This is a genomic window from Paenibacillus sp. TCA20 (assembly GCF_000732325.1).
Classification (GTDB): Bacteria; Bacillota; Bacilli; order Paenibacillales; family Paenibacillaceae; genus Paenibacillus; species Paenibacillus urinalis.
In genome coordinates, this window is sequence record NZ_BBIW01000006.1 from 115,332 (window position 1) to 141,626 (window position 26,295).

Annotated in this window: 25 protein-coding genes, 6 tRNA genes, 2 pseudogenes and 2 riboswitches; of the genes and pseudogenes, 15 read left to right on the forward strand and 18 right to left on the reverse strand. The window is 47.4% G+C overall.

Annotation, left to right across the window (positions count from 1 at the left end; translation table 11 throughout):
• Positions 1-12: 12 nt before the first annotated feature.
• Positions 13-976: pseudogene (locus TCA2_RS28025) on the reverse strand (ABC transporter permease).
• Between the two features lie 35 nt (positions 977-1,011).
• Positions 1,012-1,767, reverse strand: coding sequence for an alpha/beta hydrolase family protein (locus TCA2_RS13400; RefSeq protein WP_047912122.1), 756 nt, complete (start codon positions 1,765-1,767; stop codon positions 1,012-1,014).
• A 362-nt stretch (positions 1,768-2,129) separates the two neighbouring features.
• Between TCA2_RS13400 and TCA2_RS13405 the strand changes: the two genes are divergently transcribed.
• On the forward strand, positions 2,130-3,044 hold the full coding sequence (locus tag TCA2_RS13405; RefSeq protein WP_047912123.1) for a serine hydrolase: 915 nt from the start codon (positions 2,130-2,132) through the stop codon (positions 3,042-3,044).
• Between the two features lie 137 nt (positions 3,045-3,181).
• Here TCA2_RS13405 and TCA2_RS13410 read toward each other — a convergent pair whose 3' ends face one another.
• The gene (locus tag TCA2_RS13410) at positions 3,182-3,853 is read right to left on the reverse strand and encodes an HAD family hydrolase (RefSeq protein ID WP_047912124.1); all 672 of its coding nucleotides are present in this window, start codon (positions 3,851-3,853) and stop codon (positions 3,182-3,184) included.
• Positions 3,854-4,047: 194 nt separating this feature from the next.
• Positions 4,048-4,461: a hypothetical protein gene (locus TCA2_RS13415; protein WP_047912125.1), complete on the reverse strand. Its 414-nt coding sequence runs from the start codon at positions 4,459-4,461 to the stop codon at positions 4,048-4,050.
• Positions 4,462-4,601: 140 nt separating this feature from the next.
• A riboswitch (cyclic di-AMP (ydaO/yuaA leader) is annotated at positions 4,602-4,759 on the reverse strand.
• Positions 4,760-4,897: 138 nt separating this feature from the next.
• A riboswitch (cyclic di-AMP (ydaO/yuaA leader) is annotated at positions 4,898-5,121 on the reverse strand.
• Positions 5,122-5,495: 374 nt separating this feature from the next.
• On the opposite strand from TCA2_RS13415, the gene TCA2_RS13425 reads away from it, so the two are divergent.
• Positions 5,496-5,975, forward strand: a complete 480-nt coding sequence (locus TCA2_RS13425) for a glutathione peroxidase (RefSeq protein WP_047912298.1) — start codon at positions 5,496-5,498, stop codon at positions 5,973-5,975.
• Positions 5,976-6,064: 89 nt separating this feature from the next.
• On the opposite strand, the gene TCA2_RS13430 is transcribed toward TCA2_RS13425, so the two are convergent.
• Positions 6,065-6,147: transfer RNA gene (locus TCA2_RS13430), tRNA-Leu, on the reverse strand.
• Between the two features lie 321 nt (positions 6,148-6,468).
• On the opposite strand from TCA2_RS13430, the gene TCA2_RS13435 reads away from it, so the two are divergent.
• Together TCA2_RS13435 and TCA2_RS26185 are read left to right on the forward strand one after the other, a co-directional pair.
• Complete coding sequence (locus TCA2_RS13435) at positions 6,469-7,167, forward strand: urease accessory protein UreF (protein WP_052511986.1); 699 nt, start codon at positions 6,469-6,471, stop codon at positions 7,165-7,167.
• 272 nt (positions 7,168-7,439) lie between these two features.
• Positions 7,440-8,063 carry a hypothetical protein gene (locus TCA2_RS26185; RefSeq protein WP_052511988.1) on the forward strand — a complete coding sequence of 208 codons (624 nt, stop codon included), beginning with the start codon at positions 7,440-7,442 and terminating at the stop codon, positions 8,061-8,063.
• A gap of 114 nt (positions 8,064-8,177) precedes the next feature.
• Here the strand turns inward: TCA2_RS26185 and urtE are convergent, their stop codons facing one another.
• The 5 genes from urtE to urtA are packed head-to-tail and all read right to left on the reverse strand — an operon-like array spanning position 8,178 to position 12,943.
• Positions 8,178-8,873 (reverse strand): urea ABC transporter ATP-binding subunit UrtE, encoded by a 696-nt coding sequence (gene urtE / locus TCA2_RS13445; RefSeq protein ID WP_047912127.1) that lies wholly within the window; start codon positions 8,871-8,873, stop codon positions 8,178-8,180.
• On the reverse strand, positions 8,860-9,663 hold the full coding sequence (urtD, locus tag TCA2_RS13450; RefSeq protein WP_047912128.1) for an urea ABC transporter ATP-binding protein UrtD: 804 nt from the start codon (positions 9,661-9,663) through the stop codon (positions 8,860-8,862). Before urtD ends, urtE begins: the two co-directional genes overlap by 14 nt.
• Complete coding sequence (urtC, locus tag TCA2_RS13455; protein WP_047912129.1) at positions 9,623-10,717, reverse strand: urea ABC transporter permease subunit UrtC; 1,095 nt, start codon at positions 10,715-10,717, stop codon at positions 9,623-9,625. Before urtC ends, urtD begins: the two co-directional genes overlap by 41 nt.
• 13 nt (positions 10,718-10,730) lie before the next feature.
• Positions 10,731-11,636, reverse strand: a complete 906-nt coding sequence (urtB, locus tag TCA2_RS13460) for an urea ABC transporter permease subunit UrtB (RefSeq protein WP_047912130.1) — start codon at positions 11,634-11,636, stop codon at positions 10,731-10,733.
• A gap of 41 nt (positions 11,637-11,677) precedes the next feature.
• A complete protein-coding gene (gene urtA, locus TCA2_RS13465; protein ID WP_047912131.1) occupies positions 11,678-12,943 on the reverse strand; it encodes an urea ABC transporter substrate-binding protein in 1,266 nt (421 codons plus the stop codon).
• A 404-nt stretch (positions 12,944-13,347) separates the two neighbouring features.
• Between urtA and TCA2_RS13470 the strand changes: the two genes are divergently transcribed.
• Genes TCA2_RS13470 through TCA2_RS13495 form a run of 6 tightly spaced genes read left to right on the forward strand, consistent with a single transcriptional unit; the run spans position 13,348 to position 18,164 of the window.
• On the forward strand, positions 13,348-13,650 hold the full coding sequence (locus TCA2_RS13470) for an urease subunit gamma (protein ID WP_047912301.1): 303 nt from the start codon (positions 13,348-13,350) through the stop codon (positions 13,648-13,650).
• 51 nt (positions 13,651-13,701) lie between these two features.
• A complete protein-coding gene (locus tag TCA2_RS13475; RefSeq protein WP_047912132.1) occupies positions 13,702-14,091 on the forward strand; it encodes an urease subunit beta in 390 nt (129 codons plus the stop codon).
• Positions 14,088-15,806, forward strand: a complete 1,719-nt coding sequence (gene ureC / locus TCA2_RS13480) for an urease subunit alpha (protein WP_047912133.1) — start codon at positions 14,088-14,090, stop codon at positions 15,804-15,806. Before TCA2_RS13475 ends, ureC begins: the two co-directional genes overlap by 4 nt.
• Positions 15,807-15,839: 33 nt before the next feature.
• Positions 15,840-16,538 (forward strand): urease accessory protein UreF, encoded by a 699-nt coding sequence (locus TCA2_RS13485; protein ID WP_047912134.1) that lies wholly within the window; start codon positions 15,840-15,842, stop codon positions 16,536-16,538.
• Between the two features lie 47 nt (positions 16,539-16,585).
• Positions 16,586-17,305, forward strand: coding sequence for an urease accessory protein UreG (ureG, locus tag TCA2_RS13490; RefSeq protein WP_047912135.1), 720 nt, complete (start codon positions 16,586-16,588; stop codon positions 17,303-17,305).
• A complete protein-coding gene (locus TCA2_RS13495; protein WP_047912136.1) occupies positions 17,265-18,164 on the forward strand; it encodes an urease accessory protein UreD in 900 nt (299 codons plus the stop codon). The genes ureG and TCA2_RS13495 overlap by 41 nt, the downstream gene beginning before the upstream one ends.
• Positions 18,165-18,245: 81 nt before the next feature.
• On the opposite strand, the pseudogene TCA2_RS13500 reads toward TCA2_RS13495, so the two are convergent.
• A pseudogene (locus TCA2_RS13500) lies at positions 18,246-18,621 on the reverse strand (helix-turn-helix domain-containing protein).
• 215 nt (positions 18,622-18,836) lie between these two features.
• Between TCA2_RS13500 and TCA2_RS13505 the strand changes: the two are divergent.
• Positions 18,837-19,679: a DegV family protein gene (locus TCA2_RS13505; RefSeq protein ID WP_047912137.1), complete on the forward strand. Its 843-nt coding sequence runs from the start codon at positions 18,837-18,839 to the stop codon at positions 19,677-19,679.
• A 167-nt stretch (positions 19,680-19,846) separates the two neighbouring features.
• Here TCA2_RS13505 and TCA2_RS13510 read toward each other — a convergent pair.
• The 3 genes from TCA2_RS13510 to TCA2_RS13520 form a co-directional block, all read right to left on the reverse strand.
• Positions 19,847-19,929, reverse strand: a tRNA-Leu gene (locus TCA2_RS13510).
• A gap of 9 nt (positions 19,930-19,938) precedes the next feature.
• A tRNA-Lys gene (locus TCA2_RS13515) sits at positions 19,939-20,014 on the reverse strand.
• A 159-nt stretch (positions 20,015-20,173) separates the two neighbouring features.
• Positions 20,174-20,245, reverse strand: a tRNA-Glu gene (locus TCA2_RS13520).
• 239 nt (positions 20,246-20,484) lie between these two features.
• Here TCA2_RS13520 and TCA2_RS13525 point away from each other — a divergent pair.
• Complete coding sequence (locus TCA2_RS13525) at positions 20,485-21,261, forward strand: DeoR/GlpR family DNA-binding transcription regulator (protein WP_047912138.1); 777 nt, start codon at positions 20,485-20,487, stop codon at positions 21,259-21,261.
• A complete protein-coding gene (locus TCA2_RS13530) occupies positions 21,261-22,139 on the forward strand; it encodes a Cof-type HAD-IIB family hydrolase (RefSeq protein WP_047912302.1) in 879 nt (292 codons plus the stop codon). Before TCA2_RS13525 ends, TCA2_RS13530 begins: the two co-directional genes overlap by 1 nt.
• Before the next feature lie 262 nt (positions 22,140-22,401).
• On the opposite strand, the gene TCA2_RS13540 is transcribed toward TCA2_RS13530, so the two are convergent.
• The 3 genes from TCA2_RS13540 to TCA2_RS13550 form a co-directional block, all read right to left on the reverse strand.
• Positions 22,402-22,490, reverse strand: a tRNA-Ser gene (locus tag TCA2_RS13540).
• A gap of 1 nt (position 22,491) precedes the next feature.
• Positions 22,492-22,567: transfer RNA gene (locus TCA2_RS13545), tRNA-Asn, on the reverse strand.
• 43 nt (positions 22,568-22,610) lie between these two features.
• Positions 22,611-23,081, reverse strand: coding sequence for a SprT family protein (locus TCA2_RS13550; protein ID WP_047912140.1), 471 nt, complete (start codon positions 23,079-23,081; stop codon positions 22,611-22,613).
• A 119-nt stretch (positions 23,082-23,200) separates the two neighbouring features.
• On the opposite strand from TCA2_RS13550, the gene TCA2_RS13555 reads away from it, so the two are divergent.
• Both TCA2_RS13555 and cmpA read left to right on the forward strand, forming a co-directional pair.
• A complete protein-coding gene (locus tag TCA2_RS13555) occupies positions 23,201-23,557 on the forward strand; it encodes a hypothetical protein (RefSeq protein ID WP_047912141.1) in 357 nt (118 codons plus the stop codon).
• Between the two features lie 179 nt (positions 23,558-23,736).
• Complete coding sequence (cmpA, locus tag TCA2_RS26950) at positions 23,737-23,883, forward strand: cortex morphogenetic protein CmpA (protein WP_152557743.1); 147 nt, start codon at positions 23,737-23,739, stop codon at positions 23,881-23,883.
• A 75-nt stretch (positions 23,884-23,958) separates the two neighbouring features.
• Here the strand turns inward: cmpA and TCA2_RS13560 are convergent, their stop codons facing one another.
• Positions 23,959-26,148 carry a Tex family protein gene (locus TCA2_RS13560; protein ID WP_047912303.1) on the reverse strand — a complete coding sequence of 730 codons (2,190 nt, stop codon included), beginning with the start codon at positions 26,146-26,148 and terminating at the stop codon, positions 23,959-23,961.
• Between the last annotated feature and the right edge of the window lie 147 nt (positions 26,149-26,295).

A 26,295-nucleotide genomic window follows, 5' to 3' on the forward strand; every position in this document is an offset into this window, starting at 1 on the left:
TATTCTCCTCTCCTATCGGAACAACCCGTCTCCACCCAGCTTCTTGGCTACCCGGTCCGCTGCCAGCAATAGGAACATGTTCACTAGAGAGCGGAACAAGCTGACGGCAGTCGAGAATGAAAAGTCCGTTGAGGACTGGAAGGTAATCCGATAAATATAGACATCAAGTACTTCGGACACATTCTGTGTCGCTGCATTCGCAAGGTTGAAGATTTGATCAAAACCGGAAGACATCAGTCCCCCGACATTCAAGATGAACATGACTGTAATCGTCGGAAGAATATTCGGCAGCGTAATCCGGAACATCTGCTGCAGTCTTGATGCACCGTCAATCTGAGCTGACTCGTACTGGTCCTGATCAATTCCTGATATGGCCGCCAGATAGATGATGGACCCCCCAGCCTGTTGATTTCCAAATATCAGTGAGCAGGAGCATCGGCACGAAGGTATCCTCTGAACCGAGGAAATTAATTGTTGGCAGGCCGACTAATGCAAGCGCACTGTTCACCAGTCCATCGTAAGCGAGGACATTGATGACAATCCCCGAGACGATAATCCAGGACAGGAAGTGCGGAAACGTAAATACGGTCTGGAATATTTTTTTCGTTCTTCGCATCCGAAGCTCATTCAGCATCAGTGCAAGCAATATCGGAAACGGGAACTGGACAATCAGCTTCAAAATGTTGATATATAACGTTCGCCATACCGCATCAATAAAGGTAGGATCTCTGAACACATATTTAAAATTCTCAAATCCGACCCAAGGACTTCCCCATATGCCCAGGTTCGCTTTATATTCCTTGAACGCGAGCGATAATCCGCCCATCGGCAGATAAGCAAACAGGATAAGCCAGATTAACCCTGGGATGAGCAGGGTATACGTCATACGGTGTTTCCAGATTTCCGCGAAAAGTCTTCGGCTTCGGGTTGGATTCGGCTTTACTTTTTGGCCAGATCCTAGAGCAGCTGGTTTCAATTTGCATCTCCTCACTCTTCATAAATCTAATCTTCTTAAGCTTCCTCACAAAGAAATTCAAAAGCAGTGCTCAAATGTCTCTCCCAGAAAGACCAGTCATGCGCTCCCGGGCTCTCTACATACTTGAATTTATAAAGTGAATGATGCATATAAGCGGCGAATTCACGATTCATGTCTACAAAAGGATCCTCACTCCCGCAGCAGCAAAGTATGGATGGAAGACGGGCCCCTTCGTCAGACCTTGCCCGGGCAAGCGCATACAAATCCTCATGTGGCTGTACCTCTAGATTTGTGCCGAATACCCCTTGCATCTCCTTGATCAAGTCAGTAGTCATATCACTTCTGTGCAGCCTCTGCTCGATATCCGTCACCCCTGAAAATGAAACGACTTTACGGTAACGCTCTGGATAAGTCAGTGCGCATTTGAGTGCTCCGTATCCTCCCATCGACAATCCAGCGACATAAGTCCGTTCGGGATCCTCGTTCATGTGGATGAGATTGGCACAAGTCCTGGGCAGCTCCTCGGTGATGTAATAAAAATATTCGAGGCCATGCGCCATATCGGTGTAGTAGCTTCGATTGGCCTCCGGCATAATGACTGTGCACCCATATTTCTGCGCATACGTCTCAATTGTGGTCATACGATGCCATGTGCTCGCATTATCTCCTGCACCATGCAGCAAATAAAGCGTGTACTTCGGTCGTTCCCCGTATTCTGTGGGAGAGATCACATGGATGCTTGTCGTCATACGGAGCGTCGGCGAACCTGTCTCTATTGCTATATAGGCCATAAAAACCCCCTTTCTGATTCAATATTCGAATCGTTTCACTACACTATTCTACGGTTATTCCTCTGTTTATTCGATAATACAGTCATTTGGAAGCGCTTGCTTCGAATCGTTTCTATAACTATCATAAGCTCTTCTCCAGAAGATTGTCAATGCAGTTTACATGGTTTTTTTGCTGATTCTAAAAAGCACTGCTCCAGATATTGACTTTCAAATGAGCCTGTAATACCATATTTCACGAAATTCAGAGTACTGGACTTAAGCTAATTTAGGAAAATGATTCACCGTTCTAAACGTTTCGAAGCTATGACTTGCACTGAAACCTGTGTCAGATAACTGCTGGCGGGGCAGGAATGGAGGAACCTATGATAAGTACGTTGAACGGCTTTGAGAAGAAGATTAGAGCACAAGACTTAAACGTCTTTTCGATTCGTGTGCTGCAGGATGGCGGGCTGGTTGGAGAATGGAACTGGGATCAGGACATACGTCGTCAGCAGCATTCTATCAGCAAATCATTTACTTGCATGGCTGCTGGTCTTGCCATTGAGGAAGGAAAGCTCACACTGGATACGAAGCTCGGTGAATTTTTCAACTATAACACCACTTATCGCTCTCAGGATCCACAGCTTCCCTCTCCTGATGAGCTTACCCTTTATGATTTGTTACGGATGTCTTCAGGGCATGACGCTCCACCACTCTGGCTGCCGGAGCGACAGTCACTGACGGAGAAGGACTGGGCAAAATACTATTTGTCCCTGCCGCTGGACCGCCCTCCCGGCAAGCAGTTTACCTACAGCAGCGGCGATACCTTCATGATCTCGGCGTTGATTCAAGCAGCCGTCGGTGAGACGGTCCACCACTATTTGAATTCCCGTTTGTTTGAGCCTCTGGGTATTCATCACGTAGAATGGGAAACCTCGCCTCTCGGAGTCACACTCGGATGCGCAGGTCTCGTGATCAGTACCGAAGAATTAAGCAGATTCGGCCAAATGCTGCTGGATGAGGGGGCTTATGAGGGCAGACAACTGGTGCCTGCAGAATGGATTCAATTTGCGACTCGCAGGCATATTGATTCTGTCGGTGAAGGAGACTGGTCGCTCGGCTATGGCTGTCAGTTTTGGATGTGTTCTCACGGAGCATATCGAGGGGATGGCGCACACGGCCAGCTGCTCGTGATCATACCGGACCGGAGAGCCGTGATTGCTGTTAACAGTGAGGAAGATCGTATACAGTCTATCCTTGACGCGGTGTGGGAAGAAGTCCTGCCTATTTTAGAATAAACCGCCTGACTCATTCATAATCCAGCCGCTTGAATGCAGAAAAACTGCACCCCAGCTGTTAGTTTGTCCTAACGATTGGAGTGCAGTTCCTACACCACAGCCATTTCATCTGTAATAATCAGGGTCTGATATTATGTTTATAGCAGCAGTGCCGTCAGTGCATTTAGATCATTCACTGTATAGTCCGGCGTATCCTGAGCACCAGTGGAAGGCTGATAACGCCCGTACCCCTGCATAATTCGAATCGTAAGCATTCCAAGCGATTTGGCTGGGATAATGTCATTATCAATACGATCTCCGATCATAATGGACTCCGAGGGCTCCGCTCCGGCTGTTTTCAGCGCATATTGGTATAAGCGCACATCCGGTTTGGACATGCCTTGTTCAGCAGAACAAGCGATAACATCCACAAATGAACGAAGTCCATATTTCACCAGACGCTCTTCCGTACCCGGACTTTGATTAGCCACGATACCGATTCTGTAGCGCTCACCCAGCTGCTCAAGAACAGTCCGAGCTTCGGCATACGGCTCTTCGAGCTCCTTTTGAAACTTAAGCCTAGTCTTGATATACGCTCTGTCCTCCTCCGAAGGCACAAGCTCCGAAATCGCGTACTGCATGGGAGAAGCGATGTAATTGGAATAGCTCTGAATAAATTTGCTGCGTACGTCCTCCATTGTAATGTTATACCCGAGTCCATTTGCTTCTCTCACAAATTGGCCGATAATGTGATCAACGGGAACCCATTCATTTACGAGTGTATCTCCTATATCAAAAAAGAGCCATTTCACATGATCAAACTTCCCCATAATGCCATTCTCTACCTTTCCATCTGTAAATATAGAAAAAGAGACCCATGCTTATATCACGAGTCTCACATGCTATGTTTCCTTTAACTCCAGTATATCAATCCTGCATCTAATTACGCAAACTGTATAGTAAGCACCTACACTAGCCATTAGCCGCAGTCTCCTGCTTCTATCGCTGTGTGCGTGCAGATCAATTAATTAACAGCAGCCCGTTCTCCATTTAACAGAAATCCTACTTCGCCCTTGATTGTAAAAATAACGTGGTCTGCGCCCATACCGCGGTATACTCCGCGAGGATGATTCAGCTGTGTAATAATGGTAATCGGCTTACGTGTCCAGGGTCTGCATATTTGCAAAAACCGGCAGGTCAGATTCAAGCTGTTCTCAAAAATAAAAATACGTCCTACCGCCGCATTAGGCAGCAGCCATTTACTTGTAAACGCCGTATCCATACGTATAATGTGCTCTACTCCAAGCCGTTTGACCTGCTTCTCTTCCTGTGCACTGTTCGTCAGTACAGCAAAAGAAAGCTTCTTGTACATTAATAATCGAATAAAATTTCTGGCCGCTTCATTTGGTGCCGTAACTAAAATAACTTCATCACTCATTACAATCATTTCCTCCCTGTTATAGAAAAAGACAACAAAAAAAGAACACCGACGATCAAAGGCATGCCCGGTGCTCTCCCACCTATATCTCAGAACATGGCAAAACATGACCTGTTACATAGGCACTACTCGGCTTGCTGCCTCTCCCTTTGTTACGCTTACGAGGTTAGCTGTCGGATTCGGACAAGAGAGATTGCCCTATTCATGACAATAGCCATGAAATTCACCCCATGGATCAATGCATCCACATCTGGGTCCCCCGCTTTTTGGATCAACAAAAATTCAGCGCATAAATAAAACCACAGAGGATTAAACCTCTGTGGCTGATCGCTCACAAGATTTATCATTCCTCTCTCAAACGTTAGCACAGAAGATAACTAAAGAATGTTCACGATAAGGAAGTGAAGGAAGCGTATTGCATATCTTCCACATCTCTAGTGTAACTCTGTACAGCTTACGAGGTTAGCTGTCGGATTCGGACGGTGAGAGTCGTCCTATCTGTTCCTCATGATTCCATATGACATTTCATATGAATCTTCGGATCAGAATTCACCCCATGCATCGTGTATCATTCGGCTCTCACACCGAATCAAGCACGCTGCCTTACTGTGGTTCCCCCGCTCTCCGCCATATTAGGCAGAAATTAAGCGACTTATAGCAATGAGAAATTACTCAAATATAAGGTTTTCGGTTGCTCAAGATTTACGATATGAATCATACACCCGTTGAAAATCGATGTAAAGCTCCTTCAGGGGCTCATTACGACGATTTAGCGCTGTTTTGGGATAGAATAAGAATAAAATATTCCCCTCTGTGCATTCAGCTTATCTGTTCTCAGTTTATCTCGTTTTCTCGCTTATTTCAAATGACCAAATTTGCCTTCGACAGTAGATCCACTCTTTACAGAAGCTTTGTTTGACTTTCTCCATATATTGTTTAAAATTAAATTGTTATCAATACGAATCAATTTCATAATACCTTTAGCTGCTTCAATCAAGAGTATATAAGTTTCAATAGAAGGGATGGATGAAGGCATGTCGATTTATCAATACCAAGTGAACACACTCAAAGGCCAGAAGTTAAGTATGGAGGAGTACAAAGGAAAAGTACTCTTGATCGTAAATACAGCGAGCAAGTGCGGACTAACCCCTCAATACAAAGGACTGCAGGAGCTATATGACAAATTCAATGACCAATCCTTTGAAATTCTCGGTTTCCCCAGCAACCAATTTGCCGAACAAGAACCGGGCTCAAATGATGAAATCGCAGAGTTCTGCCAAATGAACTATGGTGTGAGCTTCCCGATGTTTGAGAAGATTAAAGTCAATGGAGATGAGGCACATCCGCTGTTCAAGCACTTAAAGGACAGTGCACCAGGTATACTTGGCTCGAAGGCGATTAAGTGGAATTTCACCAAGTTTCTTATCGATCAGAACGGAAATATTGTAAAAAGATACAGTCCGCAAACGACACCGGACAAGATTGAAGCGGATATCGCCAAGCTGTTAAAATGAGAATTTTGCAGGATACCCCTGTTGACGCCTCACCTACATTGAGCGAAAAAAAAGAGCTTGAAGCAATTGCTTCAAGCTCTTTCGTATGATGCGGTCGAGAGGACTCGAACCTCCACGGGTATACACCCACTACCCCCTCAAGATAGCGTGTCTGCCATTCCACCACGACCGCGCATCTTGTTCAGCATTTTCGTGCCAACAAAATATATTATACACACCTATTGATCATAAGTAAAGTAATTATTTTGAATTTTATTAATTGACCTTCAAAGGAGAACAATATGTAAACTATATGTTATTATAAGTTACATTAAAATCAGACTTTCATCCATTTTAATGTTGTTAATCAGTTTTTCATTGACAGTGTAAGGATATTTATGTAAAAATACATATCAAACATAGCGATATTCGATAATAAATTGACATATACATAACATATAATTCCACCCAAGATGGTTATCACGATGTTTAACACAATAAGGGGGCGAATCTGGTGAACAGAGGAAATAAGCTTCTTGATTATGTAAAACTGCTTGATTCCTCACTTCAAGTCGGAGGATTCTCTCATTCCTTCGGACTCAAGTCATACATCGAGGAAGGTACAATCCAAACAACTACCGACCTGGAGACATTCATGCGATGTGAGCTGCATCCAAGTCTTGTGCAATTGGAAGGTATGGCAATCAAGGCCATCTACACAGCAGTAGAGCAGAAGGATGAGTGGAGAATCGCCCTTATTGATAAGATGCTTCACGTCAAGCGAACCCCTGTTTATAAACGTGAATCCTCCAGAGCCATGGGAAAACGTCTCATTAAACTATCTAAAGCGCTGCATCCATGGATGGACTTTGAGCATTTCGAAGCTCTTATCCACCGATATGATGCTGTCGGCTCACTCCCCGTCGTTCACGCCTGGATCAATACTCAGCTTGAGGTTACCGCCGACGATGCAGCTTCCGGTTATCTTCATGCCGCCAAGGATGTGTGCCTGATTCACGCAAGACGACTCTTAAATATCGAGACCTGCGATCTTAATGCCTTGTCCAGCTTACTGGACAGCGACCTCGAAGAAGAATGGAACAGAGCCAGAACCGCAAGCCTTCAGCCCTTCCAGAACTCGATTCTGTCAATGCAATCCCTCATACCGGGCTTCCCCTTCCACGAACCCGGTATTGAACATACAAGAGCTTAAGCCTAGTGCCCCTCCAGCTCACCTCTTCAGGCCCCCCCAAGCCTCTCCCTATCTAAAGCACGCCTGGCTCCCTCCTCTGCCAGCGTGCTTTTTTTCGTCATAATTCCACCTTATGCTGTCGCAAAAGAACGACGCATGTAAGTGATTAATGATTGTTAGATGACGCAAGAACGTATATAATAACATCAACCTTTTTTTGGAAGAAACTCCATCTCAATATTACATCTCTGATCCATTAAAAATGTCAATATAAGTATAGGGAGAGACTACTATTGCCCGAAGCCGAACCCTTCTTTATAAAGACCTCGTCCGAAGATTTCAAGTCAACCATTGTCATTATTGACGCTTACGGAACGATACGCTCGTATAACCACCCTCTTCCCGAGAAGTTGTCCCGTTATGAATGTATTACCAGCACCAATTGGCTGGGTTCTAATTACTTCAATATACTGGCTTCATTTCCAGGAACGTGTCCCCACAGCATGAACAACATCATCAGTCACCTCAAGGAAGTACTAAACAACGACATGGCAGGTTATGTATGCGAAGTCAGGATACTGCGAGACAACAGTTATGTTTGGCTTCGTTTAGAAGCGTCTCTATATGAAACCTCTCTCCAATCCGACTTCAAAGGACTTATCGTTACACACATTGATATCACACACCTGAAACACCTTGAGCACCATCTTCAGGACGCCTCTTCTCAAATACGTACACTGCGAGGAATGCTGCCGATCTGCGCGGTATGTAAGCGTATTAGAGATGAAGAAGATGAATGGAATACCGTCGAGAGCTTTGTTGAGAAGCATACACATGCCGAATTCACCCATGATATATGCCCTGAGTGTATTCGCAAGCTGTATCCGCAATATGCAAGGATTCTGGATCGCCCATGAGCTAGTTAACACCAGTGTACACATAGCTCATGCAGCGTCAAAAAAAACACTCACCTGGATTCCTTTCGAATCAGGGAGAGTGTTTTTGGTAACGCCGTATTTTTTTGTTTAAACCTAGACCGTGAGATAATGCTCAAATGCTGCCAGATCCAGATCCTCCGGCTTGCCATGCATCGCAATACTACCCTTATCCATGACATAAATATAGTCTGCCACACTGCGAACAAATTCCTCGCTTTGCTCTACGAGCAGAATGGCCGTATCCTTCTGATTCTTGATCCGAATAATGACATCGCGAATATCATCTACAATCGACGGCTGAATCCCTTCTGTCGGCTCATCCAGCAGCAGCAACTTAGGCCTCGCGGCCAGCGCTCTGGCAAAGGCGAGCTGTTGCTGCTGCCCTCCACTTAGATCTCCTCCTTGCCGCTTGTACATCGTAGGAAGGACCGGGAACATAGCAAGCACATCCTCAGGGAATACCTTACTTCTATTGGAAGCTGTTTCTAGACCCAGCATCAGGTTCTCCTTCACGGACAACTGTGGAAAAATATCCCGGCCCTGCGGAACATATCCGATGCCCGCACGGGCTCTTTTCGCTGAATTCCAGTCCGAGATATTCTTTCCTTCCCAGTGTATTTCACCTTGACTCATCTTGATAACACCCATAAGCGTACGAAGCAGAGTAGATTTACCGACCCCATTTCTGCCCATCAGGCAAACGACCTGCCCCGGTTGAATATCCAGATGAACACGACGGAGCACCATACTCTCGCCATAGCCAGATTCAATATTTTTAAGTGACAGCATCCTGCTTCCTCCTTTTGCCCAAATAGACCTCGGCGACAACAGGATTCTGCTGAACCTCAAGCATCGTCCCTTCCGTCAGCAGCTTACCCTCATGCATCACCGTGACCTTCTCTGCATATTGTCTGACAAACTCCATATCATGCTCGACAACGACAACAGAGCGTTTCTTGGCAATACTTCGAAGCAGTTCACCTGTCTTCAGTGTTTCATCATCTGTCATCCCGGCCACCGGCTCATCTAGCAGAAGTACATGAGGCTCTTGCAGCAGCAGCATGCCGATCTCCAGCCACTGCTTCTCTCCGTGAGACAGCGCCCCTGCCCTTACCAGGAGGCGATCGGTGAGACCGATCTGTGTGAGCACTTCTTCCATCGCTTGGCTTATCTCACCTCCACGAAGACCTCGCAGTGAATGAAAAGCCCCTTTGTTCTGATCATCAGCAAGCTCCAGATTCTCCTTGACGGTCAGACCACCGAATACAGAGGGCGCCTGAAATTTCCGCCCGATCCCAAGCCTTGCGATCTGATGCTCTTTTTTACGAGTCAGGTCCGTTCCATCAGGAAGCAGCACCTTACCGGACACAGGCTTCGTTTTCCCACAAATGACATCAAGCATCGTGGTCTTACCTGCCCCGTTGGGGCCGATCAGAAAGTGAAGCTCATTAGGCATGAGGTTAAGATTCATCCCGTTCACAGCGACGAAGCCTGAAAAAGATACCGTTATGTCCTGAACGGACAGGACCGTCTCCCTTTTAGGATGTAGCTCGTTCGGCTTCAACAACGGACTTGGCATCTCGAGCACCTCCCTTTCGTCTCCACCATCTGGACAGATTATGATACACCCCGACAAGTCCACGAGGCATAAACAAGACGATAGCTACAAATAAACCACCCATAACGAACAGCCAGCCCTCTGGATACGCCTCACTAATCCCTGTCTTCGCCGCATTCAGAATGACAGCACCAATCACCGCACCAATTAATGTCCCTCTGCCTCCAAGCGCAACCCACAGCACCATTTCAATAGAAGGAACAATACCCATCATCGATGGAGATATAATCCCTACTTGAAGCACATAGAGCATTCCAGCTAGACCAGCAAGCGCTCCTGACAAGGTAAAAGCCAGTGTTTTGTACCAAGCGGGATCATACCCCAGGAAGCGCACACGATTCTCTCCATCTCGAGCCGCTTCCAGCACTTGACCAAACCGGCTGCGAACGATACGTCTGCACAAAATATAAGCAAGAACCAGAACCACCAGCGTTACATAATACAGCATAATTGTGGTGGTGGGATGGTGCAGCTGCATTCCAAAAATATGGTTATAGCCCGTTAGACCGTTCGTTCCACCTGTCCACTCCTGTTTACCGACAAACAAGGTAACGACGATCATCACAAGCGCTTGTGTCAGAATTGTAAAATACACACCCGCGATCCGATTTTTAAAGGTGAAGAAACCGAGTAGAAATGCCAGCAGTGCCGGCAGTAAGATCCCTAGCAGCATCGCGATCGGAAACGATCGAAAGGGCTCCCAGAACCAGGGGAGCTTCTCCACACTGTTCCACACCATAAAATCAGGCAGCGAAGCACCACTTGCCTGCAGCTTCAAATACATTGCCATTGCGTAAGCTCCAAGACCGAAGAATACCCCATGTCCCAAGCTGAGTACACCGCCATATCCCCATATAAGATCCAGCCCTATAGCCAGAATAGCCATAGCCAGAAATTTCGCCAGCAGACTTAGTCGGAACTCCGTGGAAACAAGCGGCGCAAGACTCATTAGAATGAGGACGATCCCCCAGGCGATACGCTGTCCACGAACTCCAAGTTTGTTAACAATCGGCATCGGTATCCCTCCTCTAGTCTAAACTGCGTGAGCGCAGTGCCACGAGTCCCCTTGGTTTCCATTGCAGGAATGCAACAATACAAGCAAATACAAGTACCTTGCCAATCGATGCACTTGTGTATGTTTCAAACAATGTATTGAATACGCCAATACCCATTGCACCCGCAACGGTGCCTACCAGCTTCCCAACACCACCAAGCACGACAACCATAAATGCATCCACGATATAATAAGTTCCAAGAGATGGACCAATCGGTCCGAGCAGCGTCAGTGCACAGCCTGCAATTCCGGCAATTCCAGAACCAATAGCAAAGGTAAGTCCATCTACTTGTCTTGTGGAAATCCCGAGACATCCCGCCATGTTGCGGTTCTGCATTACCGCTCGCATACGCCGTCCCTGAGCCGTCTTATAGATGTAGATATACATCAGAAGCAGCACTACAACGACCAGCAGGATGATAAACAGTCTTGTATACGGAAGAACGATAGAATCCGTCACTGCGAATCCCCCGCTGAGCCACGAAGGACTGGTTACCCCGACATTCGGGGCACCAAAAATCGTCCTTGCCAGCTGCTGCAATATCATCCCGACGCCCCAAGTAGCCAGAAGGCTATCCAGAGGACGTCCGTATAAATGACGAATGAGCAGCACTTCAAGCAGCCACCCTACAGCTGCAGCAATCAGAAAAGAAACCGGCAGCGCCACTAGGAAATAAGTATTAAACCAAGAGTCTGGCATATAGGAAATAAACAGATTTTGCGTGACGAATGTCGCATAAGCTCCAATCATGATCATCTCCCCATGCGCCATATTAATGACGTTCATGAGCCCGAAGGTAACAGCAAGACCCAGTGCAATCAAGAGCAGAATCGAACTTACACTAAGTCCATTAAAGGCTTGCAGTATAAACATATCCATCCGAGTTCTGCCTCCTTTCCTTAGTATAGAAGATAAGCGATTTATTCAGCGCTCAGTGATTTGCCCCATTCATAGGTTTCAAGATATGGGTCCGGCTTCACAGGCTCACCTGAATTCCACAGCTCTTTGAATTGTCCATCTGACTGCACTTCACCGATCCGAACGGTTTTGTAAATATGCTGGTTGTCGCCATCAATCGTTACTTTTCCGCTAGGTGCATCAAACTCGATCCCTTTTGCCGCTTCCTTCACCTTCTCCACTTCTGTCGATCCTGCCTTCTCAACCGCAGCCTTCCATAAATAAACCGCCGTATATCCTGCTTCAATCGGATCTGCCGTTACACGGTCTTCACCATATTTTGCTCTGTAGGCTTCTGTGAACTTGGTATTCTCAGGTGTTTCTGTCGTTTGATAATAATTCCACGCTGCAAGGTGACCTGTCAGCACATCAGCACCAATGCCTCGAATCTCTTCCTCCGCTACACTGACAGAGAGAGTCGTTATATCCTCAGAGGTGATGCCCGCATCCTTTAATTGTTTAAAAAACGCAACGTTACTGTCCCCATTCAACGTGTTGTATACAACATCAGGGTCAGCTGCTTTGATCTTGCTGATAATCGTACTGTAGTCCGTATGTCCTAATGGTGTATACTCTTCTCCTACGACCTCTCCGCCCTCAGCCTGCAGCTGAGCGGTTATAATCTTGTTCGCTGTCTTAGGGAAAACATAGTCTGAGCCTAGCAGAAAGAACTTCTTGCCCCGATTCTCCAGAAGCCAGCTGACCGAGGGTACGATCTGCTGATTCGTCGTCGCGCCGGTATAGAAGATGTTAGGCGAAGCTTCCAAGCCCTCATATTGAACAGGATAGAAGAGAAGTCCATTGTTCGATTCAACGACAGGCAGCATGGCTTTACGACTTGCGGAAGTCCATCCTCCAAACACTGCCGCCACTTTATCCTGCTGGAGCAGCTTCCCTGCCTTCTCTGCAAAGATCGCTGGATCAGAGGCACCATCTTCAATGACAGGCTCGATCTGTTTGCCAAGCACGCCGCCGGCTGCATTAATTTCCTCAATCGCCAGCATCTCCGCATCCTTAACCGATACCTCACTTATGGACATCGTCCCGCTAAGAGAATGCAGTACGCCAACTTTAATCGTATCCCCGTCTGAAGCAGCTGCCGTTTCTGCTCCTTCCGTCCCCGTCGTTTGCTGTGTAGCCGTTTCTCCACCGGATGATACACATCCAGACAGCATCAGAACACCAGCGATCATGACAGGAAACCATTTGCCGAACTTTTTCTTTAACATAGACTCCACTCCCCTTTGTTTTTTCCCTCAGACCGAACATTCACATAAATTTTTCCAACAATGTTTGGTGATCACATTATAGATGCATCTATTTTGGTATGTCAATATTCCTTACATAATTTTATTTTTCGCCTAACCGGATCATGCATCTTCACAAAATGATATGATTATCATTGACAAAGCATTCTTATCTGTGTGAGTATATTTAACATAAAATGATCTATTTCAATTCTATCGTTTCTAGCAAAGGTAGATATTTCAAACCTCAACGGATGTTAGAATGGTATTAATCACACAACGGATAAAATGAACGCTTTTGCTCAAGCCATCGGTTGTATTATGATGTTAGATATCAAACTTGAAAAATCTAGAAATAGATTGTAGTGCAGAAAGGTTGGATTCATGTGCACTGGACTGAGGAAGAAAAAGACAAACTGCTTGTTACCGTAGCTGCCAACTTGGCCAGGGAGCGCAAGGCGCGCGGACTCAAATTGAACGTACCCGAAGCCATCGCCATCCTCACCTCTGAAGTGCTGGAGCGAGCTCGTGACGGCATGACGGTTGCAGAGCTGATGCGCTATGGGGGAACGGTATTGACGAAGGAGGACTGTATGGAGGGTGTGCCGGATATGATTCCGGAGGTACAGGTAGAAGCTACTTTTCCTGACGGGACGAAGCTTGTAACCATTCATGAGCCGATTCGCTGATTCTTACGCGCTAGCAACAGAATACACGCATAGAAAGGCAGGGAATTCATCTTGATCCCAGGAGAATACAGGTTAAAGAAGGACGACATCATCTGTCATCCTGATCGTGACACGATTCAGCTCACCGTGATCAACCGGGGAGACCGGCCGGTGCAGATCGGTTCACACGTCCACTTCTACGAGGTGAATGCCCAGCTTGATTTCGATCGCAAGAGTGCCTACGGACGCAGACTGCATATTCCAGCAGGAACTGCCGTACGCTTTGAGCCCGGTGAAGAGAAGCCGGTCGATCTTACTACATTTGGCGGACAACGCCGAATTCAGGGATTCAACAATCTGACGAACGGATCACTGGATCAGCCTGCTGATGAGGTCAAGCTTAAGACATTTATCGAAAGGTTCGGTGCTCCCGCAGCGAATAACGAAGGTGATCCATCATGAAGAAAATGACACGTGAGCAGTATGCGTCTATGTTTGGACCCACAACCGGTGATGCCATCCGGCTCGCAGATACAGAGCTGTGGGCAGAGATCGAGAAGGATTACGCCGTATATGGTGATGAGAGCAAGTTTGGCGGAGGCAAGGTCATCCGAGATGGCATGGGTCAATCGGCTTCTGCCCTGCGAAGTCAAGGAACACCGGATACGGTCATTACGAACGTTGTCATCATAGACCATTGGGGTATTGTAAAGGCGGATATCGGAATTAGGGATGGGTTCATTTGCGGCATAGGCAAATCCGGTAACCCGGATACGATGGACGGCGTTGATCCTGCTCTCATTATTGGCGCAGCAACCGAAATTATAGCCGGCGAAGGGCATATCATTACTGCCGGAGGAATAGACACACATATCCACTTTATCGCACCACAGCAGATACGTACTGCCATCAATTCAGGTATCACGACGATGATCGGCGGCGGAACCGGGCCCGCTACAGGCACCAAGGCCACAACCTGCACTCCGGGCGAATGGCATATACATACGATGCTGCAGTCCGCGGAAGGCTTTCCGATGAATCTCGGGTTCCTGGGTAAAGGAAACAGCTCAACAACAGAGCCACTGATCGAACAGATTAAGGCTGGGGCAATCGGACTGAAGCTGCATGAAGACTGGGGTACAACGCCCGCTGCTATCGACGCTTGTCTTACTGCAGCCGAGCAGCAAGACGTACAAGTAGCCATTCATACGGATACATTGAATGAGACCGGCTTCTTGGAGAGCACACTTGCCGCGATTAACGGCCGCACCATCCATACCTATCATACAGAGGGGGCTGGCGGGGGACATGCCCCTGATATCATTCGTGCTGCAGGAGAGAACTACGTTATTCCCTCTTCCACGAATCCGACCAGACCTTACACTCGAAATACGGTCGAAGAGCACCTGGACATGCTCATGGTGTGCCACCATCTGGATCCATCCATACCAGAGGACGTCGCTTTTGCAGATTCACGGATTCGTCCGGAGACTATTGCAGCTGAAGATATTCTTCACGATCTTGGTGTATTCAGTATTATCAGCTCGGATTCCCAGGCTATGGGCCGGGTAGGCGAAGTCATTATCCGCACCTGGCAAACCGCTGACAAGATGAAGAAGCAGCGCGGCAAGCTCTCGATCACCGAGAATTCGCCATCGGACAATGACCGGATTAAACGTTATGTCGCCAAATACACGATCAATCCTGCAATCGCTCACGGAATCAGTCATATTGTCGGATCGGTTGAAGTTGGCAAATGGGCAGATCTTGTGCTGTGGAGCCCTGCGTATTTTGGAGTTAAGCCAGAAATGGTGCTGAAGGGCGGTATTATAACTCAGGCCCAGATGGGTGACCCCAACGCCTCTATACCGACACCGCAGCCCGTATTTAACCGTCCCATGTTTGGTTCGTTCGGTAAAGCGCTGCAGAAAGGCTCCATTACTTTCGTTTCCCAAGCTGCCAAAGAAGCAGGCATAGGCGAGCTGCTTGGCTTGACTAAACGTATTGAGGCCGTTAAAGGCTGCCGAAGCGTGACCAAGAAGGACATGATTCACAACAATGTTACACCAGTCATAGAAGTCGATCCCGAAACTTATGAAGTCAAAGCTGACGGAGAGCCGCTCACCTGCGAGCCTGCCGAGAGTCTTCCTATGACACAGCGATATTTCATGTTCTGATCCGCTCATCAGACTTAAGGAAGTGGTTACAGATTGCAGACCAGCTCTACAATTAAATTACTAAGATACGCACAGCTGCTGGATTCGGCACTTCCCATAGGAGGCTTCTCCCATTCTTCAGGGCTCGAAACCTATACCGCCGAAGGGGTAATCCGGACAAGCGAAGAGCTCGCTTCCTTCATTCGCAGCCAGCTGACCGGGAGTCTCACCCGGTTAGATGGACTTGCCATGAAGGGTGTGTACGAGGCAGCGGCGAATAACAACCCTGCGGGAATCGCCTTTTATGACAAACGCCTGTTTGCCCAGCGCTCTCCTAGAGAACTGCGAGAGAGCTCTCACAAAATGGGAAAGCGACTGGTGAAGCTGGCGCGAAGCATATACTCCGACCTGGAGCTCGATTTGCTCGATATCTCTGTTTCGGACTATGGCGCTCTATGCTGTCTGCCGACCGTGCATGCCTATATCGCCTTTCAGCTGGAGATTGGTCTCGATGAAGCAGTAACCGGGCATTTGTATACCGCAGTTACAGGTTATGTAAACAGCGCCTTACGGCTAATGCCGATAGGCCAGACTGAAGCGCAGCGATTGATTCAGGAGCTCATTCTTGATATCGAGGCAGCCTGGAACACAGTCAAAGACACCGATCCTATGGGGATGAGCAGCTATAGCTTTGCTCAAGAAATTTACGCCATGAGGCACGAAACACTGCCAGCCAGATTGTTTATGTCTTGAAAGTAACAACGAACGATATATTTCTTAAATTCAGGAGGATGATTCATATGTGTGGAACAGGCTCAAATCATCATCATCACGCGAACTGGGAGAGAATTCCGTTTGATCACAGTCGCCCAATGCGTATCGGTATCGGTGGCCCGGTGGGCTCCGGCAAGACCGCCCTTGTGGAGAAGCTGTCCAAGGCATTACGCACACGCTACAGCATAGCAGTCATTACCAACGACATTTATACCAAAGAGGATGCTGAAATTCTTCTTCGCCAAAATGCTCTCGATAGCAGCCGCATTATCGGCGTTGAGACCGGAGGCTGCCCGCATACTGCGATTCGCGAGGATGCTTCCATGAACTTCGAAGCCGTAGAGGAGCTGCAGGAGCGCTTTGATGATCTGCAGATGATCTTTATCGAGAGTGGTGGAGATAATCTGTCCGCTGCCTTCAGTCCGGAGCTGGCGGATGTATTTATCTACATTATTGACGTAGCCCAAGGCGAGAAGCTCCCTCGTAAAGGCGGTCCTGGTATTACACGCTCGGACCTCCTGCTCATCAACAAGACCGACCTCGCCCCATTCGTTGGCGCAGACCTTAGTGTCATGGAGTCAGATACGCAAAAAGTGCGCGAAGGCCGCCCTTATGTGATGTCCAATCTGATGAGCGGCGAAGGCGTATCCGAAATTATCCATTGGCTTGAGCACCAGCTCATGGATGATGAGGCAGCCGCTGCCCATGAGCATGATCATGAACACGGCCATCACCACTCCCATTAATCTCCGGTCAGAAGAGCGCACAGATCTGTATCCGTCCGGTATGAAACGAAGTGAGCTGTACGCCACCTTTGAACGCAAAGGTGGCCTCACTTATATTACGGATCGGTATCATACTGTACCGCTAAGAATCAGCCGGACCTTTCGCCTTCCCGGCAGTGACGGAGAGCTATGTGTATACACCTCAGATGTATCACCGGGGGTAATGAATGGAGATGAGTATGATTCTAAATGGCTGCTCAAGGAAGGAGCTCATGTAGTCCTCACCAGTACTTCAGCTACGAGACTGCATCCGACACCCACCCTTCCTTCCTCTGTAAGCCACACTTTTCATTTGGAGCAGGGTGCAATACTCGAGTACTTTCCGGAATGCGTGATCCCTTTTGCCGGAAGTCGTTCTGTCTTGACAACGGCATTCCATCTCGGTAAGAACTCCACTCTAGTCTATGCGGATGTGTGGTCCGCTGGCAGGGTACATCGCGGGGAGCAATTTGACTTCATTCAATTTCAAGGACACACCGAGGTATGGAAGGAAAATGAACTCCTTGTCTGGGATCGATTCTCCCTAGAGCCGGGGCTTGAGCAAGCGAACAACCTGTCTGGGATGCTCGACTATACGCATATGGCCGCATTATGGATCGCAGGAGAGAACATCAGCGCGAAGGAGCTTACAGCCATACGAGAAGCGCTCCCTCAAACCGGTCGTATCCTAGCAGGTGCAACCCTTCTCGCAGGTGGACAAGGGATCGCTGTACGCATGCTCGGGAGAGCCGCCTTCGAGCTCCAGGAGTTTTGTATTGAATTGTGGAATCAGATCAGACCTGCAGTAATAGGTAAGGTCCCTCTGCAATTCAGAAAATAGAGTCAAATAAAGGCCATGATCTGCTGTACAGCAAATCATGGCCTGTTATGTATAATCTATTAATATGATCAAGAAGGTTCATCAGTGATGCTTGTCCGCTCGTTTCTGCTTCCGATAACGGGTAAATTCGATATATTCTTTAATGAATTCCTGCTCCTTCACCGTTAATTCAGATATTGCACGCTCAGCTTGCCGTTCTGAATGATCTTCCGCCTCATAAGAGATGCTCTGCTCATTAATCATCATTTCACTTCTTCCGACCATAATCCAGTCCAGACTGACATCAAAAAAAGCAGCAATTTCAATCAACTTGGCCGTACTTGGTATGGACTTCCCTCGTTTCCAGTCACCCAGATTCCCGGTGCTGATCTTCAGTTCCTCACAGAAGGCTTTTTTTTGTCATCCCTCGTTTATTAATCAATTCCTCAATTCGTAAATAGATCGAATTCGAATTCATATAATACCGCCTTCCAGTTATGTCATTATGTAGTTCATTATGCAAATAAACTTCACAATAATTCCATATTATATCATACACCCATCCCATCCTCAGCCTTCCATTTGAACCTGATATGCCTGCTCGTATATACTAATATAAATGTCCAGATAGATTGAGCCACAGCGCTATACAGCTCCTCCTACCTGTCTGGATTTGGCATAAGGAGTGAATGAATGAAGAAAATTAAGATTGTGACGGACTCTACAGTAGATATACCTCAATCCGTCATTCAGAAGCATGACATCGAAGTGGTTCCTCTTACTTTTTCTATCGATGGTGTCAATTATATCGATGGGATCGATATCACCCCAGAGCAATTTATTCAAAAAATGAAGCAAAGCAGCGAGCTGCCAAAGAGCTCTCAGCCGTCAGCTGGTGAGTTCTTGGAGCGCTACAACAGACTTCATGAAGAAGGCTATGAGATTATATCTATTCACATGACAGGCAGCTTAAGCGGCACGGTACGCTCGGCAGAAATGGCTGCTGAGATGTCCAGTGCTGAGGTAACCGTCATTGATTCCCAATACATTTCAAAGGGTCTCGCGTTTCAAGTGCTGGAAGCTGCAGAATGGGCAGCAGAGGGTAAGACGACTTCTGAGATTGTCGATCGGATTACCGAAATCCGCAGTCAGACGAAGCTGTTCGTCGCGGTCGACACCCTTGAGAACCTTGTAAAGGGCGGGCGCATCGGCAAGAGTAAGGGTCTGATCGGCTCTCTGCTTCATATTAAACCGATCGCTACATTATCAGAGGGTAAATATACACCTGTCGTCAATCTGCGCAGTCACGCCCAAATCGTCAGACATTTGGCCAAACAGTTTGCAGAAGATGTAAAAGGCAAGACAATTCATAAAGTGGGAATTGCCCATGCAGAAGGTCATAAGTTAGCAGAGCAGCTGAAGCAAGCGATCTCGGATCTGACAGGTCACAGCGATGTCGATATCAGCTATACTTCTCCTATTATTAGTACGCATACCGGTGTAGGAGCAATCGGCTTTGTCTATTATTGCGGATAAGCTCAACCGGAACTAATCTATATATTTGAAAATGAGATAAGACAGGGACTACTACTTGAGGCAGCTCACGCATCAAGTATATAGTCCCTTTTGCCATGTACGATTCAACCAGACATAAAAAAAGCCTTACGTTTAAGCACGTAAGACTCTTTCACTAGTTATTAGGATGCGGTCGAGAGGACTCGAACCTCCACGGGTATACACCCACTACCCCCTCAAGATAGCGTGTCTGCCATTCCACCACGACCGCATATTAAACTGGTGAGCCATGAAGGACTCGAACCTTCGACACCCTGATTAAAAGTCAGGTGCTCTACCAACTGAGCTAATGGCTCTTGCTGAGTAATCCAATGATGTATGCCACTATGCTAGGTACATAAAGCAAGGTTGGATAAAGTGACCAGTAGGGAGACTCTCACTTCGTTCGAGACCGCGATGCAGTCCTTCCGAAGTTTATTCTCCGACGAACCCTTATGGGTTGCTGGTTATAAAAGTGACCCGTAGGGGATTCGAACCCCTGTTACCTCCGTGAAAGGGAGGTGTCTTAACCCCTTGACCAACGGGCCTTATTTTTTCGTTCGCTCATTGACGACTTTTAGAGTATATCAAATATAATAAGTATTTGACAAGCCCTTTTTTTAAAAAAATGATAAAAAAATATTAAACCCTAATTCATCACCATATTTCACCTTAATGACGTAGATTGATGCACAATTACATGCTTTTCAATCCATTCATGTTGCATCATTGCTTATTTTGGCTTATGATTACTTATATTGATGCATCAACGTAAGGAGGTATCCGCTTGTATCAGGAAGAACGCATGCAGCTTATCATGGACCATCTGGCCAAGTCAGGTCGAATCTCTATAGAAGAGTTATGCTCCATCTTCGACGTGTCCCGGGATACAGCAAGACGAGATTTGATCAAGCTTGAAGATCAGAATCTCATTGTACGCACCAGAGGAGGCGCACTGCTCCCCTCCCCCATTCAGGAATTCAAAAATTATAAAGATCGTTTGACTACCGTCTCGGATGAGAAAAAGGCGATCGGTCGTCTCGCAGCTGCTCTCGTTCGCAAGGGAGATCGCATTATTCTGGACTCTTCAACCACCGTTCAGGCCTGCGCCGAATATTTACATCCACAGGATTGCACGGTGATTACGAACTCCATTAACTCGGCAGACCTGCTGTCAGAGAAAGATTTGATTCAAATCAGGCTCTTGGGAGGAATGTTGCACAAGGAGCATCGCTACGTCTATGGTGCTTCCGTTATTGACACCTTATCCAACTATCATGTCGAGAAGGCTTTTATTGGTGTAGGTGGTGTGACGACCGATGGGCTTAGCTCTGGTGATGAAGAAGGCAAGGTAAAGTTCAAGATGATGGAACAAGCCGATACCGTCATTGTGCTCGCGGATCACTCGAAGTTTGGGCGCAACTATTTTTACCGATTTGCAGATTGGAGTATGGTCGACATCATGATTACAGATCGTTCTCCAGATAAAGAAATGCTGGATTTTCTCAATAAAAATCAGGTCGAAGTGTTAATTCCCGACGACGATCAGGAGGTTACCCTATGATTAAGCTCATTGCTATAGATTTGGACGGAACACTGCTAAACAGTGACAGTAAGATTAGTGAAGAAAATGCAAATGCCATCCGCAAAGCCCAAAGCCTGGGTGTACACGTTACGATTGCTACAGGGCGAGCTCATGCTGACGTTAAGGCGATATGTGCAGAAGCCGGGATTAATACGCCGGTGATCGGGGCAAACGGAGCGACAACGCATGATGAGGATTCGAACCGAGTGGAGTCCATTCCAATGGATAGAAATACGGCTATGTCCGTTCTGGAATGGCTTGATCAAAACCAATTTTATTATGAAGTCCTTACCGACCGGGCGATTTATTCGCCGAATGAAGGCCATCAGCTCATGTCTATAGAGATTGACCGTGCCTTAAGCGCGAATCCGGAAGAAAGCCTGGACCGCCTGCTTCGTATGGCAGAGAAGCAGTATGAACAAACCGGGATCGTGCGAATCCCTTCTTATCTCAGTATTCCGGAGGATGCCGAAATTTACAATATCTTGTCTCTATCCTTTGATAAGCAGAAGCTTGAGCTCGGACGTGCAAGATTCCGGAACAATCCGGAGGTAACCATGGTCATTTCTGCAGATCACAATTTTGAAGTTGAGCATCCGGATGCTTCTAAAGGAAATGCGCTGAGTAAACTGGCTGCAAGGCTCGGCATATCACTGGAGCATACGATGGCGATTGGAGACAGCAATAATGATGTATCCATGCTTACCATTGCCGGAACCTCTGTCGCGATGGGCAATGCACATCCAGATATTCAGGCTATTGCGAAAGAAGTTACGCTTACCAATATTGAGAACGGCGTTGCGTACGCGATTGAACGTAAGCTGGCAGGCATGAATATGGAGCCGTCCTTAACTTAATTTTTGAGAATGCTGTAAATACAAAATGGCGAACCCCTGGGTTCGCCATTCTATCTTTGTATGTCCTTTATAACAAAAAAAGCCCTCACGGGCTTTCTTTGCTTAATGGAACGGAGAGAGAGGGATACTCTCCCTTCGGTCGAGACTGCGATGTAATCCTTTCGAAGCTTATGCTCCGACGAACCCCTATGGGTTCTCATCCCATCTTTTATGTTCCATAACGCAAAAAAAAGCCCTCGCGGGCTTTCTTTGCTCAATGGAACGGAGAGAGAGGGATTCGAACCCTCGCACCGCTTACGCAGTCTAACCCCTTAGCAGAGGGTCCCCTTATAGCCACTTGGGTATCTCTCCATGGCTCCCCGAACAGGACTCGAACCTGTGACAACTCGATTAACAGTCGAGTGCTCTACCAACTGAGCTATCAGGGAACATTAGCTGTAATTAATAATTTAGCAAAAGTTTAGACAAGAGTCAAGCCTTCGTCAGCTCAGATATTTGGAGTCTGCCGCTGCAGCGTCCACAGCGATATTTGCGCACATCTACTTTACGCTTACGCTTGTACACCTGTGAGCAGCTCTGACAGATCAGCTCATATTTATAGGGGAGTGATCTGCGAGCTTTTCCGCCCGGCAAGCCCTGGCAGTACCTGCTCCCTCCTACCTGAGCTAACAGCTGCTTAAATTCGGGATCACGATGCTTATAGCCTCTTCCACGTATATGCAAATGATAATGGCATAGCTCATGTTTAATAATCTTCTCTACCTCATCTGCCCCGTGCACCGCTAACTGATGCGGATTAATCTCAATACGATGGGTGCGAAGCATATATCTGCCGCCTGTTGTCGTCAAACGTTTGTTAAAGACAGCCTCATGACGAAAAGGCACACCGAAGCTATCCATGGATATTCGCTCAATCCAAGCCTGTAATTCTTCGTTTGTCATTAAATTCACCCTTATTCAGCTCACTTCCGTGCATCGTTTCTACTTGATTGTAACTATACCTTGGGATACACTGTCAAGGAACGTTTAAGAACGACGACCAAAAGGGGAGAATCATCGTTATGTCCAAGATGCGCTACATCATTTTACAGCATGCTGCTGGTCAGCTCGAATTTGTAGAAATGCCATCTGATTATGCCTATCAGCTCAGTGCTCTGAATCTGCGTCTCCACAAGGAGATCAGTAAGCTTACAGCAGATGCGGTTCCTGCTTTACCAAGGGCCATTGCTGAATGCGATCAGCTGGATTTGCTCGAAGAGCAATACGCCATCACAGGCGGTCTTGATTATATTAACCAGCTGGAACAATCCTTTGCTTCTGTCAAAGAGGAGCACTACCCACTGATTGCCCTGTTAACAGAGATTCGCGCCCTTCAGGCTCAGCTCGAACAATGGTATGAGGAAGAAGAACTCATCTAATCAGCTCCTCCTGAACTAGAAATGACAAAATAACCGTTCTGCAGATCAAACCAAAGTAAAGACCCATGTCTTCTTTAGCTGATCTGTCCAGAACGGTTATTTGATGTAGACCTGCACTAATCGGGCATTTCCCCCATATGCTAACGTACAGATGTTAACGGGTGTTAGGAGGGATTCCCTTGCCACAGTGGCTGAGTAACCAACTTATGCGTGCATTTCACAAAAAGGACAGTCGTCAAATCAAGCTCTTGAATGAATGCTGGTTCTTCTATCGCAATCGTCCAGGCAATACTGGCGGAATAGAGACCAATGATTCCAGACTATAGTAATCCATATACAGCCGATAGCGCTTGTCTTTGCTTCTCAGCGCATCGGCTGCTTTTTTATATCGAAATGGTCGTTTAAGCTTTATTCGGGTTCTTCATTGTCAGGGCAACTCGGCCTTTCTTCAGCTCGACACTAAGTACCCACACCGTCACATTATCCCCTACAGAAACGACGTCCATCGGGTGCTTCACAAAGCCTTCACTCATCTGTGAAATGTGGACAAGCCCATCGCTCTTAATTCCAATATCCACAAAAGCACCGAAGTCGATGACGTTCCGAACCGTTCCCTGCAGCTCCATTCCCGCTTCCAGATCTTCAATCTTAAGCACATCCGTACGGAAGATTGGCAGTGGCAGCTCGTCCCGCGGATCACGGCCCGGACGCTGTAGACTATCTATGATATCACGCAGTGTAGGCACACCTACCTCTAACTTGCCTGCCAGCTCTTCGATCCGCTGCTCATCGAGGATCTGCGCAAGCTCTTGGCTGCCGAGCTTGTCCAGATCCACCTTCAGCTCTTGGAAGAGCCGATCCACAACCGTATAGGATTCCGGGTGGATTGCAGTGCGGTCCAGCGGATTCACTCCTTCAGAGATACGCATGAAGCCTGCACATTGCTCGAAGGTCTTCGCTCCTAGGCGCGGCACTTTCTGCAGCTCCTTGCGTGAAGTGAATTTGCCGTTCTCCTCACGATACTTCACAATGTTCTTGGCAATCGTTGCATTGACGCCTGCCACATACGACAGCAAGGAAGGAGATGCCGTATTCACATCTACGCCTACATGGTTAACCGCGGATTCAACAACAGCCTTCAAGCTGTCCTCCAAATGCTTCTGAGAGACGTCATGCTGATACTGCCCTACTCCGATGGCTTTGGGATCGATCTTGACGAGCTCTGCAAGCGGATCCTGTACACGGCGGGCAATTGAGGCAGCACTCCGCTCTGCTACATCCAGGTCAGGGAATTCCTCTTGAGCCAGCTTGGAAGCAGAATACACACTGGCACCTGCCTCGTTAACGATCAGATATGCGAGTGATTTGGCTTCAAGCTCTTGAATGACCTCGGCCACGAACTGTTCCGTCTCGCGCGAAGCCGTTCCGTTACCAATCACAATCAGCTCAATCTCATACTTGTGGATCAGCTCGTTAAATTTCTCTTTTGCTGCCTGCTTCTTATTGTTAGGCGGTGTGGGGTAAGTAACTGCCACCTCCAGCAATTTACCCGTATCATCCACAACTGCCAGCTTACAGCCTGTACGGTATGCAGGATCGACTCCCAGCACACGCTTACCCTTGATCGGCGGCTGCAGAAGCAGACTGCGCAGGTTACCAGAGAAGATCGAGATCGCCTGGTTCTCCCCTTTTTCGGTAAGCTCGGCTCTAACCTCCCGCTCAATAGAAGGCGCAATCAGACGCTTGTAGGCATCCTCAATAACGAATTTCATTTGTTCCTCTACAACCGAAGAAGGCTTCAAAATCTGGCGTCCAATATAGTTATGGACCGGTTCTGCATTCACATCGAGCCCGATCTTGAGAATATTCTCCCGCTCTCCCCGATTGATCGCAAGGATACGGTGTGGCGGCATTTTTTTAGCAAGCTCGCGGTAGCTGTAATAGTTCTCATACACGGATTCCACTTCGGCATCCTTCGCCTCGGAAGTGAGCACTCCATGGTCCAGCGTATAACGGCGAACCCATTTGCGGATCTCTGCATCGTCTGCAATATTTTCCGCGAGAATATCCAGGGCTCCTGCCAGTGCAGCTTCTGCACTCTCTACGCCCAGCTCCTCATTCACATAGCCCGCTGCCTCATCAAGCACATTTCCGTTCTTAGGCTGATTCCAGATCCATTCGGACAAGGGCTCAAGACCTCTCTCCTTGGCAACGCTGGCACGAGTTTTTCTTTTTTGACGATAAGGCCGGTACAGATCCTCTACTTCTTGAAGCTTCACCGCTTCAGTAATGGCTGCTGTAAGTTCTGGCGTAAGCTTACCCTGCTCATCAATAATCCGGATAACTTCTACCTTGCGGTCCTCCAGGTTGCGCAAATAAAGGGTACGCTCTTCAATAAGACGCAATACGTTCTCATCCAGTTCACCGGTCATTTCCTTACGGTAACGCGCGATGAAGGGAATCGTATTCCCTTCGTTCAGGAGTCCGACCGTCGTTCTAACCTGCTTGATTGTAAGCGATAGCTCCTTCGCTACCTGCTTCACAATTCGCTCTTCACGCTCTTGCCTTACTTGTTCTTCATTTACTTCCATCGTCGTTGGTTCCGTCAAAAAAATCCCTCTTTCCTGTAGGATTACCTGGGGCGATCTTGAATTGGAGGCGCTAGAGCAAACTACGAAGCTTAATGCTGCGCCTGTGAGTATGGTCTTCCAATCGCTGTTGTTCTTAGAGTTATACGA